This is a genomic window from Rhodococcus sp. USK13 (assembly GCF_018343855.1).
Lineage (GTDB): Bacteria > Actinomycetota > Actinomycetes > Mycobacteriales > Mycobacteriaceae > Rhodococcus_F > Rhodococcus_F oxybenzonivorans.
This window is the reverse complement of the sequence record NZ_CP069241.1, coordinates 439,488-454,093: the sequence shown is the minus strand read 5'-3', so window position 1 is coordinate 454,093 and position 14,606 is coordinate 439,488. Positions and strand designations below refer to the sequence as shown.

Genomic DNA, 14,606 nt, shown 5'->3' with positions numbered 1-14,606 from the left:
GGTCAGAATCCCGAGGACAGCGGCAGGACGTCTACACCGGCCACGATTGTTTGCATCGTCTCACCGAGTCCTTGCCCGCGCAAGCTCACCACATCGCCGGGCTTGAGCCAACGCGTGAAGTCCTTCATATCGGCCGTATCGACGTGTTCAAGCAGGCAACCGCCTGGAACGGTTCCGGAACCGATCACGTCACCGGGGACAAGGTCGACGCCTCTGGAGACGAATGCGATGAGCTCGCCGAAAGTCCAGTCCATCTGGTCGAGCGATCCCCGCGCGATTTCCTCGTCGTTGACCGTGGCGGAGAGCTCAAGTGCGAGTCGACCGTCTTTGCGGTGTTCCTCGAGTTCGTCAGCAGTGACCAGCATCGGTCCCAGGGTGATGGCACTGTCTTTGCTCTTACCCATCCCTATACCAAGTGCCAGGTCAAGGAGTTGGTGGTCGCGTGCGGTCCAGTCGTTGAATAGGGTATATCCGACGATGTGTTGTTCGGCATTCTTCGGATCAAGGTCCCGCCCGCCGCGGCCGATCACCGCGCCAAGTTCGAGTTCGAGGTCGAACATGGTGCTGCCGGGTGCGATCGGTACGTCTTCATCTGGTCCCAGGATCGAACCGGCGTTGGAAAAGTAGAAGGCGGGAATCTTCGACCATGCATCGTGTAGTTCGGAACTTCGTCCGAGCGCGCGGTAGCAGCCGCGCAGATGATCGAGGAAGCACAACCCATCTCGAACGGACGGCGGCCGCGGCAGCGGTGGAAGCAGTCGGACATCGCCGATGGCCTTGACCTCAGCGGGCGAAAGCTGTGCAGACTGGCCTGCCTCGACAAGCGCCTCCTCTCCAGCGGTAATGAGGGAAAGCAGTGTCGTGCCGTCACGCAAACCCCGGACGGTGTCACCATCGACGATCCCGGCGCGGGTGCCGGTTCCGGCGTCGTAGGTCACAAACTTCACAGAAAGACTCCTTGAACTCTATTTGGTTACTGCCTGGTCGAGGGGATCCGTTGTAATAGGAGCCAGTCGCCTGTTCAGTGTCGGCCGGCCATCGCCGCTCGAACAGCCTGTTCGTGGTACTCACGTGTGATCGGCTCAATAGCGTCGAACGCCCCCGGTGGGGTTCCTGGTAGCGTCCGGCCGGCATCGCGCACCCGGCCGAGTATCCGCTCGGACGCCGCATCGACCTGCGTGGTCAACGACTGCCTGTCTGCCACGGTCAGAACACCGTCGCGCTTGACCACCTGACCGTCGACGAGAACGGTTCGGACGTCCGCGGATGAGGTTTGGAACACCAATGTGGCGTAGGGGTCCACCACAGGATGCTGCTCGAGTGCGGCGCCCCCCACGATCTGGAGATCGGCCCGCTTGCCTGGGGACAGCGAGCCCACCCGGTCACCGAGACCCATCGCGTCGGCGGCATTGACAGTTGGCCACGTCAGCGCCTCGCGCGCCGTGACAGCTACCTGCTCGGGCATGTGCCCGGCCGAATTGATCGCATCCGCCGCATCGGCCCGTGCGCAGGAGAGACCGAACCGCATCTCGTGCCACAGATCTCCGCTGTTGAGTGAGACGATGTCCGCCGACAGGGTCGGCTTGATGCCGTGCTGACGGCAACGTTGAAATGCTGGTCGGCCGAACCCCATGTTCATCTCGGTCTGCGTCGAGATGGACACTTTCCCGCCGCTGCGGGCCAGCGCTTCCCACACTGCGTCATCATCGAACGTCGTGCAGTGGACGTGAACCATGTCCGGTCCCAAAAGCCCGAGAGCGTCCATCTCGAGAATGCCGTTCGACAAGGGACTACCGAAGACGCACCCGGCATGGTTGACCAGCAGTGCGTTCCGTTCTCGGGCCGCTGAAAGTTCCGACACGGTCTGTTCCCACGGAAGTCCGAAGATTTCGGACAGCGAGACCCCGAGGGTGAGTCGACCGTCTGAGGTGAAGTATTGATCGGCGATGCGGTGGAAGTCCGCGATGCGGGCTGCGTGGTCGCCGAATTGCGTACCGTGTGGGGAGCTTTCGAAGAATCCATAGCAGAACGCCGCTCGGATCCCCGATTCCTGCAGGCCGCGTACCGCACCATCGGAATGGTCGGGTGTGTTGTTGCAGTGCGAGAAATCGAGCAGCGTGGTGACACCGGCGTTCAAGGCATCCACCGCACCGTAGAAGTTGCCCAGACGTACATCGTCGGCTGTGTATGCCGGGGAAATCCCCAATCGCATCCCGAAGTAGTAGTCGCCGAGCGTCCAGTCCCCACAGATTCCGCGAACCAGCGACTGCCATGTGTGTCGGTGCGTGTCGATGAAACCCGGCAAGACCAGGTGACCTGTTGCATCGATGACCTCCGCGTCGGTCACCCCCAGATCTGGTCCCACCGCAACGATCACACCGTCCTCGATCAAGATGTCCGCGGATTCGAAGTCCCCGAGAGCGGGGTCCATGGTCAAGACGTGTCCGTCCTTGACCAACGTGCGTTGTGTGCTCATTGTTGCCTCCACCGGATACAGGGCGCCGGAGTGACCTCCGACACAGACTCCCTTTCGTCGAAGTATGCTCTGAATCGGACGGCTGATCATGAGGCAAAAAAGTTATGATCGGCCTGACGGCCGAAGTTTGACTGGCTGGGAGAGGTGAGGGTGCTCGTGAATATCGAATCGCTGAGATACGCCCTCACGTTGGCCGAAGAGCTGCATTTCGGCCGCGCCGCGCAAATCCACTACATCGGTGCACAACCGTTCGGCCGTCACATCCAGCAACTCGAACGCGACCTCGGGGTCACACTGTTCGCACGCACCAGCCGCCGCGTCGAACTCACCGCCGACGGTGCACGCTTCATTCCGCGAGCGCGCCGGGTCTTGGGTGAGCTGGACGATTTGATGCTCGCCTCCCAGGCCGGCCAATCCGATTCCGTGCTCCGAGTCGGAGTCCTGGGATTCGGTCTGGCCGACCGCTGGGCCGCCGCGCGGCACTTCCTCGCTCGGCATCACCCACAGCTGACGGTGTCGTACGTCGAGATCGATTGGGCAAATCAGTACGACGCGGTGCGGACGGGGGAGGTGGACGTAGCCATCCTCCACGACCTCGGAGGTGCCGACGATCTGCGTGTCGAAGCGGTCATGACGACCGACCGTTATGCCGTCGTACCGGTCGAGTCCGACCTCGCCGACGCCGTCCGTCTGACGGCCGCCGACGTTCGCGACCGCCCCAGCATCACCCCGGTCGGCCAGCCTGGGCTGACCGAATGGGGATCGACGCAGACCAGGTTCGGAGGAGCGCAGGTGCGATCCCCGGCGAACATCCCCGCAGCTGTAGCGACGACCGGCATGCTGGGGGTATATGCGGAACCGGCGCGTCGATACCTCCCCCACCCCGGTGTCAGGTACATCCCCCTCGAAGGCCCACACGCAGTGGTCGGCATCGCCTCCGGGAAAAGAGACAACCGCGACATGGTGGCTTCCTTCCGCGCTGCAGTGTTCGCGAGCGGCGCCGTGAATGAAATCGTTGAAGTCGGATCGAGCGACTAGCGTGCTCACGAGCGGGCCACGCATCGTCGCTACACCGTTCGCCATCTCGCCACCGTGTTGCGCATCGTGAGCTTAACTAGTCTGGGGTGCCGCTCTCCGAGGTTGCGGCTTGCCTGGCCTGTTTGTAAGCATTCGTCGATGTGCGTCGTCGGCACCTGCCGACGATACAACGCTAAAAATATGCATCGTATATCCGCGCAGACGGCTCAATGAGCTCGTCGCCCTGACCGACGGGTACGGGGAATCGACTGGATCTACCCAGACGAGTTCGGGTTTAGATCCGTAAACCGGGGTTTAGTAGATTCCATCGAACGGTCCCCGCTCAGCGCTTGCTCCAGCCGATCGAGGTCTTGACGCAAAACTGCCAACGTGGTGCTCAAACTAAGGGCCGTGTTGCCCCGCTCCTCCGCCCGCTGCAGGCTCGCTAGAGCCATGTCGGCCAGCTGGTCGGCGATGGCGTCGATCGACTGCGTGCCGTCAGGTTGATACCAGAAGGCAACCCAGTTGCAAATTCCCCAGACCCCGAAGCTTGCAACGAGGGGATCCATGGGCCGGAACTGACCTGACTCGACACCCTCTTCGATGACACCTCTGACTGCGTTGAGCGCGGCGCGGCGCCCATCAGTGAAGGCTTTCGCGCTGGCTGGAGATAGGTCCGACTCCGACTTGACTAGGAGCAAGAACCGATCGCTGTGAGATGCTACCCAGACAACCATGCGGCGCGCCAACTCGTGAAGGCGTCGACCTGCATCATATTCAGTCTGCGAAGCAACGGTTTGCAGATCATTGGCTGGGCCAGCTGTTGCTTCGAAAATTAGGCGTTCGAGCAGCTCGTCCTTGTTCTTGAAGTAATAGTAGAGTGCTGGTCGTTTGAGACCCATGGATGCAGCCACATCCTGCAGGTTGGTACCAGCGAATCCTTTTTCAGCGAATAGACGCGTCGCGTGCTCAAGTACTTCGTTTTCCATGAGTTGCCTACGCGGAGAGCTGCTTGTCGACGGATCCGCTTGAGACGAGGGTGTCGCCTTCTTGGCTACCTTCTTCGTCGGTGTCGCCTTCTTGGCTACCTTCTCCGTCGGTGTCGCCTTCTTGGCTACCTTCTCCGTCGGTGTCGCCTTCTTGGCTGCCGTCTTCGTCGCGGTAGTCTTTGGTTCCATGCAGGCGAGCCTACTCGGCAAAGCGTCAAAAATTCGACTCAGGTTACGATACGCGAAAAGCTGTTCAGCAACGACGCAGAACATAAGCATGACTTGGATCGTCATGACGCGGTCGTTGTGTAGCACCTACCCTGCCTTGGCAACCATTGACCGCTCCTCCGAAGTAGGTGAGACCGGACGGTGGCAGTGACGGTCGTATCAGTCGCAGCGGACTCGCGAACTGCACGTCTCGGGTTGAACGACCGACAACAACAGCCAACGATTGGTATGCACCGATGACTGCGAGACGCTGTTAATCGCCAAGGTGTGAAATCCGCTGCCAAGGTGGGCTCAAGAACGTGCCCGACTTCTCCCTGAGGTCGCCAATGCAGGCGTGGGTGCGAAGTCAGTATCGACATGGGGCGTTGGTCCCATTGTTTAGCAAAGTTCACGATCCCCTCGGTCCACGGACTGCAAGCCGCTGTCAAACCGGAAGCCCGGAGCGGTTGCTTAAACTGCGAACTACCTATCCGCCAGCCGACGCTGCCAAACCCGGTTACACGAGAGTGGCGGATAATCGACACTGAAGTCAAAATGATCTACTCTTTGAGACGAGTGCAATCGCACGAGATGACGCCTGCCCAATACCGACCAGACCCTCGGAACACGACACTGCAACCGAGGCCGAGAGGACACAGTCCATGATCAAAGTCGTTGCCCTGTTTAAGAAAAAAGATGGTCTCTCCGATAGCGCCTTCAGGGACCACTACGAGAACAACCACATCAAGCTGTTTGCGGAGCATCTACGCGCCCCCGGGATCCTGCGCTATGCCCGCCGCTACCTAACACCGATTCGTGACGCGATCTCAGGGGAGTCCCGGTCGTCTGGCTTTGACGTTGTCATGGAGCTGTGGTTCGAAGACGATCAGTCATATAGAGACTTTTTCGAAAAGCCCATGGACCAGTCGTTCCGTACACTTGTCGCAGCAGACGAAGAGAAACTTTTTGACCGCGACTCTATGTTCTTGCACACCGTCGAGGAGTACGAGACCGACTTGACCGCGTTCCGCTCACCGACTACAGATTCCTCCACCGCCAGAAGCTAGTGCCAACGTCGCTCGACTGCAGCGCACTCGGCGGTCGCTGGCACGAACACGCGCTATTAATCAAGTGTTCCATCGATACGTCGGAACGGGCGACGGTCTCCTTTGACACCCAATTCCGGGACCACAGTTTTCGCGATGCTGTCGAGGATGTCGGTGACATCCGTGAGCTGGGTGTGGGCCTCGCGTCGGGCGGTGATGCCGCGGTCGTAGTACCCGACATCGAGCTCGATGTCCGCGATCTCGATCGATGTCTCCGACGGCGTGCTCGGCGTATCGGGTCGCGGCGGCAGCCGTTTGTGCGCCGGCGCCTGTCCGGTCAGATAGGCGCGGACCCGACGTGAGACTGAGGGCCCCGACAACGGTGTCGGGGCGAACGGGGTGTGTCCCCAGCGGTCGATCGGCATCACCACCGGCCGATCGGCCCGGCACACGAACTCGGCAAACGCCGCCAGACCCGCGCCGTCGCGGTCGAGACGCTGCGCGAGCAACCGGGTGCTCGGATAGCGGTCGAGGAACCCGAGCACCTCCACCCACCGCCGGAACACCGCCACCGCGGACACCGCACCGACACCGTCGTCGGGGATGCGGAGCCACCGCTCCCCCACCCGCACCATCAGCGCCTCGTCCTCGGTGGTGAGGTCGGTGCGGCGCAGGCGGGTGATGTCCTCGAATCCGAGCCCGCCAGACACCAGAGTGAGGATCAAGGCGTCGCGGCGACCGAACAAGCCGCCCGGCCACCCCATGGTTGGAATCTGCGGAATTCGCTGCCCCGCAACAGCCCTGACCCGGCCCAAACGTTCGGCCCGGGAGTCGTTGAGCAGTTGCTGGATCGTTTCCGCCAGGCCCGGCGTCGGGAGGCTATTGGTGGTGTGGACGGCGTTGATCGCGCTCAGCCGGCGGCGCTGGGTGCCGGCGGCGGCCGGGTGGTCGGCGAGGAACTCCGCCACAACGGCGAGATGCGCCGGCAACGCGCGGTGGTCGCAGGCGGCGCACCAGTCGGTGAGCAGAGCCCAGTCGTGAATGTAGCGGCGCGGCACCCGCGGTGAGCTGTTACCCGGCCCCGTTACGGCAGCGACGGTGCCGATGTCGAGGGTCATGCCCGCTACAAACCGATGTTCGTGACGGCGTTGCCGAGGAGCGGGGCGTGTTCACGCGCGTACAGCTCGACTGTGGCCGGGTTCGAATGTCCGGTTTGGCGCATGATCGCGTGCGCGTCGGCGCCGTTGCGGAACGCCTGGGTGACGAAACCGGCCCGCAGCGAATGCCCACCGAGCTGGGCGACGAGGGTGTCGTCATAGCCGGCAAGGGCGGCGCGGCGACGGATCGCCGCATGCACCGACGACCCCGACAACGCGGTGTCGGAGAGGTTGCCGTTCTTACGGATCGACCGGAACAACGGCGCCCGGGCCCGCATCCGCGCCAGCGATCCGGGCGACCCCCTCCTCCGACAACTCCGGCGCCAACCCCCACCCAGCTGCGGGGACGACATCGGTTGCGGCGGTGCGGCTGCCGTAGGTCTGCTCGATCGTCACAAGCGCCGACCCTACCGACTCGCACCGACACAGACCCCGCCCGCGAAACCGCGGTGTGACGTGCAGATTCGACCTCGACGGTGCGGAAAACGCGTATACAGCCCCCTGGGACCCCGGTGCTGGCGTCGATACCATCATCGAGATTGACGGACCGCGCCCACAGCCCACCGGACCCGACAGAACACCACCGTCCGGTTATTAGATCCAGTCGATGTGGACGGAGTCGATGTGGTCGAAGTGGAATCCGAACTGGTCGCTGTACCTGTCGAAGCCCTTGTTCTCGGGGTAGTCGAGGGTGGCGTGCCGCTCCAATAGGGCGACGACCCGGGCGTGATCATCATTGGCGAGGGCGGCGGCGAGTTCGCGTGACTCCTCACTGGTGAAGGGGGTGTCGGAGTTCGCGAAGTCCAGGGTGCGGACCCGGTAGTCGTAGCCCTCGTCGGCGCCGTTGCGGACCATCACACCGCCCTTGACCCGGATCACCGCGGTCTTCGGGGTTCCGTCCGGGCGCAGCACCCCGGCACGGGCCATGATGTCCTGCGCCTTCACATTCTTGAGTTTTTTGCTGGCGTCGGCCCGTAACTCGTTCGTCTCCCCCGACCGGTACCGGGACACCGCGGAGCGGGACCGCCCGATCTTCTGTGCGACGGCATCGAGACCACCCAATCGTTCGATCGCCGCCCGCCGTTGTGCTCGCTCGAGAACATCCGCATGCGGGATGCGGCCCTGGTGCGCCCACCGGCGCAACGTGCGATCCGACGGTGGGGTGCGGCCGGCATCGATCGCCGCCTGCCGCAGACCCTCGTTGCCCAATTCCTGGCGCAACTGTCTGACCGAGACCTTGCTGGTCAGTCCGGCCAGTCCCCCGGTTTTGACTTGCTTCGACTTCTCGACACCGCTGGTCGCGGCGGTGGCGACGGAGACTTTGAGGCCGTCGAGGCCGACCGCCTGCTGCGCCGGCTTCTTCGTCCGCGGCCTCGGCAGATGCAGGGCCATCAAAGCACCCCGTTCTCTTCGTCGGCGTCCTCGTCGTCGGCGTCGTGGTCGTTGTCGGTGAGGGCGGCCTTGATCGCGAGGTTCACCTCGTGCACGTCCGCAGCCGACGCCAGTGCGCCGCGGAGGGTGTCGGTGAGGAGGGTGTCTTTTTCGACCGTCATCTTCCCCAGCGCCTGACTCGGGTCGGCAATGTTCTCACCACCGGGGAGGAGGTAGACCCAGGAGTCGGTGACGGTGCGGACCGGCCACCGATGGTGTTCGCGGGCGATCCGCATCGCGACGCGGCGGCCGCGCCACCGGCAGTGCGCGATGATCGCCGCGCGCCAGAGCGGTTGGTGGTGGTGTTGCATCTGTTTGGCGGTCCACATGTCCGGGTTGACCATCCGCCCGATGTACCCCTTGTAGCAGGACCCGAGAAACCCCTTCATCGCCGCATCCCGGGTGTCCACCGAAACCTTGCGGGCCTCGCGCAGGATCTTCGCCCACTTGTCCAGCACGCGCCCCTGCTGCGGGTACACCCAGGCCTCGGTGATGTCGAGGTCGTCGAGATCGGCACCGATACCACCATCAGCGATCGGCTCCCGAAGGGCATCGAGGCTGACCGAGGTGACCCAGGTCTGCACCGGCTGATCCGCAAGCATATGGGGGTGCGGCAGCGGTAGTTTCTCGGGCAGCGACAAGGTTTGCCCGGCCGGGAGGGTGATCCGCCACAACCCGAACGGGGTGCCCTTGTCCCCCACCGCCGCGGCAGCGGCCTTGTCACCAGTGAAATGTGTGGGTTGGCCGTAGCCGAGTTCGAGCATCCCGGCCGAGGCCAAATAGGCGGCGCGTTGATCGATCGACACCAACCGGTCCGCACCCTCCAAATCCTCGGTGTCGGGGACCCGGGTCCACCCGGCCGCGGGTTCGAGGTCCCCGCGCGGCGGGCCGTCGAGCGGCGGGACCGCGCCCGCGGTGGTGACCACGATCCCTTTACCGCTGCGGGTGCGTTCCCGTTTAATTTTGTCGACGATCGCGGCGCCGGTGCGGGCCGGTGTCGGCCCGGGAAGCACCCCGAGATGCTGCGCGCACCACGCCAGCCGGCGCCCGAGTTCCCGGGCGGCCGGGAGGTCGTCGTCCGGGAGATACGTTCCGGCGGTCGGTGAGCCGAGGACACCCATATCGCCGACCCGGTTGTGCCAGCCGAAGTCCTTGTTCCAATAGGTCCACACATACGGTTCGATCACCACATCGACCATCGAGGTGAACTTCCCGATCGTGCGGGACAGGTGCACCACATGCCCGGGTTCGCCGCGCAGCTCCCACCCCGCACTGAGCAGCGGGGGGAGGGTGGCATGCAGGGTGGCGGTCAACTCGGTTGCGGCGCGTAACCGCAACGCTTCCATGTCGTCGACGTCGTCCTCACTGCCCGGATCGATGACCCACCCGAGTAGCTCACACGCAGCCAACCCGACGACCCAGATCTGCGCGGGTGCCCCCAACGGGGTCAGCGAGGCCCAGCGAATCAGCTTGTCCAGCTTCTCGAGTGAATCGACCGGACCGGTCAACTCCCGCCCAGACGGGGTATACGTTCCCGCGGCGGTCACGATCAGGGCATGCCCATCCGCGGCCTCACCCGCCGGCAGCGCCTCCCACACCGGGGTACGTCGTGTGGCCGTCGGCTCGATCTCCGAAGCCGGGGAAACACGGCCATCAGCGGACGCCGCCGGTTCCGTCGTAGCTGCTTCCGTCGTAGCTGCTTCCGCCGGCGCGGTTTCGGTGGCCGCGTCGCCGCGGTCCACCGCACCGCTGGCCGGTTTTTGGCTGTCCGCTTCGGGAGCCGGCGGGGTCGGGACGTCGCCGGCTTCGGCTTCGGCTTCGGCTTCGGCTTCGGCTTCGGCTTCGGCGCCATCACACTGCTCGAACGATGTCCGGTGTGGAGCGTCGGCTGGCTCCGAGCCCACCCGCTCGGCTGCGACGACGACACCAGCATTCACGGAGGCACTGTCGTCGTCGGGGAGGGCATCATCGGTGGGGAGGGCATCATCGGTGGGGAGGGCGGCGTCATCGGTGGGAGCGGCCGATGCCGTCAGGGTGGCCTCGGGCAGTACGAACAGGGGAATCTGCTCCCCCCGACCGCTCATGACTCCTGCTCGAGGATCCGGCCATCATGATCGGCCGGAGGGACACGGTAGCGGTCGAAGAACTCCTGCAGGGCCACGTCCACGACATTGGTCACCGTCGATTGGCGATCCTTCACCAGCCAGGTCAACCGGGCCTCCGTCGACGCCAACACCCGGGTATTGAGCGGAACCTTCGCCGGCCCCTTCCGCGGTTCCAACTTCACCGTCAACTCCGGACTCGGCGTTCCCGACCCAGAGACGCCTTCGGCGCCGGAACGCTGCTTCCCCGACCGGGCGGCGCCTGCACGTCCACCCCCGGTCGCGCGGCGGGCGCCGCCGCCGGCAGTTCCTACCTTCACCATCCCCACCCACTCGTCTTCCACATGCCGCCTTAATTGCCGCGGGTATCACCCTACCCAGTACATGGCGTATTGCCGGTATTTTCGCTGGCATGTTTGCGCGCACATTCGCGCCCAGACTGTGACCGGGTGCAACCCTCCTGCCGAAGGTATCGACGCCGCTGGTCACGGCCCGGCCCGGCATACTGCTCGGATCTGTCTGCGCCGGAAGCCTTTCATGACTCGACAACCGTCGGATTCGTTATTCCACCAGCGTGATCGGCACACCGGGCGTGATGAACAAATGGTGCCGGGCGCCGTCGTGAGTGAGGGACATCGCCACTCCCAGAGTGTGTCCCTCGGTAAACCGTGCGAGCAGCTCGCGGGTGGCCTCGAACCTGGTCTGGCTGATGCCGTAGGTGACGCCATTGAAGATGAGGCTGGGCACCATCCCTCCTTTGCTCTACCTGCGGTGGATCGTTGCCGAAAGTCTCGCAGACGCCCGAGCCTCCGCGCGGCCAGCCCGTCACCCGCGGCCCCGCGGAACTCGGAACTGCGCCGCAGGGACGGTCCGAGAGCGAAGACTTCTTTAGCTTCCTTGTCGCGTTGCCCGGGACCATCGCCCACCCGGGGGTACGGTCCGGTTACCGTCTGTCGGTATGGGGACCACCTTCCACGGGCCGAGCCCGTGGCCGCACATCACCCGCGCCATCCGCACCCGCGGCGCACGGTACGCCGCGATCGGCTACCTCGGCCAGGACGCACCCAAGCTACTCCCGCTGCGCGCCGGGGACCTGTTGGTCGTCAACGCCTCCAAGGCCGCTATCCGGGCACACGCCACCTCCCCCGCCGCCCTCGCGTACTACCTGAACAAGGGGGTGCGGGTGCTGTCGTCACCGACCCTGCACGCCAAAGTGATCGCCACCACCACCCGGGCGGTAATCGGGTCCGCAAACGCATCCGAGAACTCCACCCTCGCCGACGACGCCGTGATCATCACCGACCACCCCGACATCATCGCCTCCGTACGGAAGTTCATCGACAACCTCGACGAGATCACCGAGGTCGATCAGGTGTTCCTCGACAACGCCATCCTCGAATGGGAGATCGGCCGCGCCGTCCCACTGCCCGGGGTCACCGGCCGCGTCCGCACCGACACAGACTTCCTCCCCACCCCGGTGCTCCGGATGTTCGTCACACACGCCGCCGATTACGAACCCACCGACACCGAACAACAGATCCTCGACCAGCAGCGCGACCGGCACAACGCCGCCGGCGGGCCGGTGGTGAAGTACCAGCTCGAGTCGCTCCGCCTCGACACACCCGGCACCATCCGGCGCGGCGACCTGATCATCTTCGTCTCCACCGACGACGAGTGGATCCACCCGCCCGCCGTGGTGATCTCCGACCCGATGCGGATCCCACGGTCCGGTGGAGCGGTGTTGTTCTTCCTCCGCACCCGCACCGACCTGCCACCTGCGCCCCTCACCGACGCCGAGAAGACGCTGACCGACCTCGGGCACCCCGGCTCACGGCTGCGGACCGATCACTACGTCCGCTCCCCCAGCCTCCGGACGGCGCTGCTCGCACTATGGGACCTGTGAGCTATGGGACCTGTGAGCTATGGGACCTGTGAGCAGCTGCGGTCACCGAAAGGAGCGGGCGCACACCACCACCGACCCACCCACCCCAACCGCTGGAATGCGTCGAGGCCTGCGGGGAACTCGCCAGCGTTCCGTTCTCGAGGTCGATCCCGTACTCGACAGTGTCGAGCGCGTAGCTGATGCTGTCGCCCCTCGGGTTGGGATTGGGTGTTGTGCAACGCAAGGCGCCCGTTGTGGGCTCGTGGGTATCGACTATCGGGGCAGTCATCCTCGTGACACGTGGGTTGTGGCGGACCTGGTCGAGGACGTCTAAGGAAACCGTGTTCGGCGCAATGCTAGCTAGCGTAGCGACACTAGCTATCCCTGCTGTGCGGCTACCGTCGCGGAGCATTTCGGCGCACGATCGATAACGCCGCCGCGCACCGGCCCGGGTGTTGCAGCCCAACCGATCTGAGCCTTCTGCGCAGCCACCACCGCACGTTTGGCGATCCGCGGCCGGCCATCGGGCCGTCGGCGCAGAAACAGACAACCGACCCAGGCTCGGGGACTTACGCCACCGTGATGAAATCGCGCCTGGTCTCCCCCCCGCCAGCAGAGCCACACGAAAATAGGTTCGCCAACCATTCCGCAACTGCACCTACCCGCGTCGAGACGCGCACTGATATGCCCGCGGCACCGTCGAATGAGTGGGCGGGGGCGATGACATTCGGGGAGACCCGTACTCGACTCTAGTGACCGCGATCGATCGCGGTCACCGTCGCGTTCGACCATCATCCGGATCTCCCCCCTTCGGGGGATCGAGCGGCGGTGCGGGTCCGCGGTGCGGCCGTCAGCACGCCAGGTACCCCCGAGGAGACCCGACCAAGGCTCGACGGATATCCGTTGCTGCACCGTGCGGGCGGGTTGTTGCTTCGCGGTGATGGCAGCCTCGATGTCCCTACGCCGTTCGGCGTTCGGCCAGTCCAGCTCCTTGCGCGACGGTACCTCCACGGGGGGTGACTCCCGCAGCTTCACAAGTAGCGTTGATCGACGCGATCATCCGGGTCTCGGCGGGCTCTTCCGTTCCTACGCAACCCAGCCCCCACACACGGACCAGCAGCTGCGGTCGATCAGTTCAGATGGGCGCGGAGGGGTGTCCGGCGGATCAGTCAGGGGGCGTGCGGCGCCGCGCCTGGCGGCGGGCGTGGCGGGCCAGCAGAGGCGCTCCGTTCTTCTCGCTGCGGAAGATCTCGCGATTGACAGAGTGTTCGATCATTCCGGGGGCCTCGAGCACACGCTGCGCCGCCAGACGCATCAACTCCGCGCGATCGGACCCGACCCGTGCGGCCAACCCGTCGAGCCTGTCCCGGAGCGGGGCGCCGAAATGCACATTCACCCTCGCCGAATAGACCTCGGACCGAAGATCGCGCAACGGCGCGATGGCCTCCAAGTCCCCCATGAGGTCACCGGGCTCATCGAGCAGACGGCGTAGCGCAACCCGAAGAAGCGCGGTGCCCAGCTTGTCGCCGTGTCGGCCTGCGAGACGCCAGATCCGGTGCTTGCTGGACGGGTTGACCATCACCTCGACCTTCTCGGACAGTCCGGTCCGCCCGGTCTCGCGGAGCATCGGATGTTTGTAGCGGCCCGGTGTTTCCAGGAATCGGTGCACCGCGATCCGCATCAGTGCACTGATCGTGGTGTCGTGCTCGACGGCCACAGCGGTGAACTTTCGCGCGGTGTCCGGTTCGAGTTTGAGCGTGAGCATGACCAGCGGGATCGACCGCCGCACGGCCGAGAGGCGCCGCGCCTCCTCGAGCCGGGTGCGGACGGCTTTGGGTTGGGTGACCAGTCGCCGGCAGGCGACGCGGATCAACGCCCCGAACCGGCGCGGGCCGATACCCTCGGCCAGCTCGTCGAGTCGGTGTTTGGTCTCCGGGTCGAAGCGCAGCGCGATGGGATCGCCCACCGGGATCCGCCCCGGCCTCGACTCCGTCATCCCTCGATCTTCTCGTCCTTCTCGCATCTCGGTGCGCATGAGTGTGCCCGGGCATCGGCCAGCCGTTCCATCACTCGCACTCGGCGGTGATCGCCGATGCAGGACACCACTGGGTGATTTCGAGACTCCCCCGCTTGTTACCGGTGGGAATTGCGAACGTACATGCCGCCAGCCATTCGCCCCGGGAGGTACGCCCCCCAGCCCGGAGCACTCCGCGGAATCGAACATCCAGGTCGAGCCCCTCGGCTCGCACTCGAAGGGGCAGTCGTTAGCGGATCGTCCGCCGTCGTAAGCGATCGCGGC

13 protein-coding genes and 1 pseudogene are annotated in these 14,606 nt (G+C 64.7%); 3 read left to right on the top strand and 11 right to left on the bottom strand.

The window, feature by feature from the left end; genetic code table 11:
• Nucleotides 1-2: 2 nt before the first annotated feature.
• Entirely contained in the window at nt 3-938 is a 936-nt protein-coding gene (locus tag JQT59_RS02065; protein WP_249353621.1) for a fumarylacetoacetate hydrolase family protein, read from the bottom strand.
• An 83-nt stretch (nt 939-1,021) separates the two neighbouring features.
• Entirely contained in the window at nt 1,022-2,476 is a 1,455-nt protein-coding gene (locus JQT59_RS02060) for an amidohydrolase family protein (protein ID WP_213571418.1), read from the bottom strand.
• Nucleotides 2,477-2,632: 156 nt separating this feature from the next.
• Here JQT59_RS02060 and JQT59_RS02055 point away from each other — a divergent pair, with 156 nt between their 5' ends.
• Nucleotides 2,633-3,514, top strand: a complete 882-nt coding sequence (locus JQT59_RS02055) for a LysR family transcriptional regulator (protein WP_213571417.1) — start codon at nt 2,633-2,635, stop codon at nt 3,512-3,514.
• 254 nt (nt 3,515-3,768) lie between these two features.
• Here JQT59_RS02055 and JQT59_RS02050 read toward each other — a convergent pair whose 3' ends face one another.
• Nucleotides 3,769-4,776 (bottom strand): TetR-type transcription factor C-terminal domain-containing protein, encoded by a 1,008-nt coding sequence (locus JQT59_RS02050; RefSeq protein ID WP_249353619.1) that lies wholly within the window; start codon nt 4,774-4,776, stop codon nt 3,769-3,771.
• Nucleotides 4,777-5,351: 575 nt separating this feature from the next.
• On the opposite strand from JQT59_RS02050, the gene JQT59_RS02045 reads away from it, so the two are divergent.
• A complete protein-coding gene (locus JQT59_RS02045; protein WP_213571416.1) occupies nt 5,352-5,756 on the top strand; it encodes an EthD domain-containing protein in 405 nt (134 codons plus the stop codon).
• Between the two features lie 56 nt (nt 5,757-5,812).
• Here JQT59_RS02045 and JQT59_RS02040 read toward each other — a convergent pair whose 3' ends face one another.
• The 7 genes and pseudogenes from JQT59_RS02040 to JQT59_RS02010 all read right to left on the bottom strand — a co-directional run bounded on the left by JQT59_RS02040 (nt 5,813) and on the right by JQT59_RS02010 (nt 11,175).
• A complete protein-coding gene (locus tag JQT59_RS02040) occupies nt 5,813-6,853 on the bottom strand; it encodes a site-specific integrase (RefSeq protein WP_213571415.1) in 1,041 nt (346 codons plus the stop codon).
• 5 nt (nt 6,854-6,858) lie between these two features.
• Nucleotides 6,859-7,158 (bottom strand): annotated as a pseudogene (locus tag JQT59_RS02035) (tyrosine-type recombinase/integrase); the annotation flags it as partial.
• Nucleotides 7,133-7,288 (bottom strand): hypothetical protein, encoded by a 156-nt coding sequence (locus JQT59_RS02030; protein ID WP_213571414.1) that lies wholly within the window; start codon nt 7,286-7,288, stop codon nt 7,133-7,135. The pseudogene JQT59_RS02035 and the gene JQT59_RS02030, both read right to left, overlap by 26 nt.
• 198 nt (nt 7,289-7,486) lie before the next feature.
• Nucleotides 7,487-8,284 carry a hypothetical protein gene (locus JQT59_RS02025; protein WP_213571359.1) on the bottom strand — a complete coding sequence of 266 codons (798 nt, stop codon included), beginning with the start codon at nt 8,282-8,284 and terminating at the stop codon, nt 7,487-7,489.
• Nucleotides 8,284-10,407 (bottom strand): hypothetical protein, encoded by a 2,124-nt coding sequence (locus JQT59_RS02020; RefSeq protein WP_213571413.1) that lies wholly within the window; start codon nt 10,405-10,407, stop codon nt 8,284-8,286. Before JQT59_RS02020 ends, JQT59_RS02025 begins: the two co-directional genes overlap by 1 nt.
• The gene (locus tag JQT59_RS02015; RefSeq protein ID WP_213571568.1) at nt 10,404-10,748 is read right to left on the bottom strand and encodes a hypothetical protein; all 345 of its coding nucleotides are present in this window, start codon (nt 10,746-10,748) and stop codon (nt 10,404-10,406) included. Before JQT59_RS02015 ends, JQT59_RS02020 begins: the two co-directional genes overlap by 4 nt.
• Before the next feature lie 238 nt (nt 10,749-10,986).
• On the bottom strand, nt 10,987-11,175 hold the full coding sequence (locus tag JQT59_RS02010) for a hypothetical protein (protein ID WP_213571412.1): 189 nt from the start codon (nt 11,173-11,175) through the stop codon (nt 10,987-10,989).
• 208 nt (nt 11,176-11,383) lie between these two features.
• On the opposite strand from JQT59_RS02010, the gene JQT59_RS02005 reads away from it, so the two are divergent.
• Nucleotides 11,384-12,328, top strand: coding sequence for a phospholipase D family protein (locus JQT59_RS02005; protein ID WP_213571411.1), 945 nt, complete (start codon nt 11,384-11,386; stop codon nt 12,326-12,328).
• Between the two features lie 1,144 nt (nt 12,329-13,472).
• Here the strand turns inward: JQT59_RS02005 and JQT59_RS02000 are convergent.
• Nucleotides 13,473-14,303, bottom strand: coding sequence for a CopG family transcriptional regulator (locus JQT59_RS02000; RefSeq protein ID WP_213571410.1), 831 nt, complete (start codon nt 14,301-14,303; stop codon nt 13,473-13,475).
• Nucleotides 14,304-14,606: the final 303 nt, after the last annotated feature.

Coding starts and splice junctions, on each gene's coding strand:
- JQT59_RS02060 (WP_213571418.1), bottom strand. CDS start 2,476: ATGAGCACACAACGCACGTTGGTCAAGGACGGACACGTCTTGACCATG.
- JQT59_RS02050 (WP_249353619.1), bottom strand. CDS start 4,776: ATGACGATCCAAGTCATGCTTATGTTCTGCGTCGTTGCTGAACAGCTT.
- JQT59_RS02045 (WP_213571416.1), top strand. CDS start 5,352: ATGATCAAAGTCGTTGCCCTGTTTAAGAAAAAAGATGGTCTCTCCGAT.
- JQT59_RS02040 (WP_213571415.1), bottom strand. CDS start 6,853: ATGACCCTCGACATCGGCACCGTCGCTGCCGTAACGGGGCCGGGTAAC.
- JQT59_RS02025 (WP_213571359.1), bottom strand. CDS start 8,284: ATGGCCCTGCATCTGCCGAGGCCGCGGACGAAGAAGCCGGCGCAGCAG.
- JQT59_RS02020 (WP_213571413.1), bottom strand. CDS start 10,407: ATGAGCGGTCGGGGGGAGCAGATTCCCCTGTTCGTACTGCCCGAGGCC.
- JQT59_RS02015 (WP_213571568.1), bottom strand. CDS start 10,748: ATGGTGAAGGTAGGAACTGCCGGCGGCGGCGCCCGCCGCGCGACCGGG.
- JQT59_RS02010 (WP_213571412.1), bottom strand. CDS start 11,175: ATGGTGCCCAGCCTCATCTTCAATGGCGTCACCTACGGCATCAGCCAG.
- JQT59_RS02005 (WP_213571411.1), top strand. CDS start 11,384: ATGGGGACCACCTTCCACGGGCCGAGCCCGTGGCCGCACATCACCCGC.
- JQT59_RS02000 (WP_213571410.1), bottom strand. CDS start 14,303: ATGACGGAGTCGAGGCCGGGGCGGATCCCGGTGGGCGATCCCATCGCG.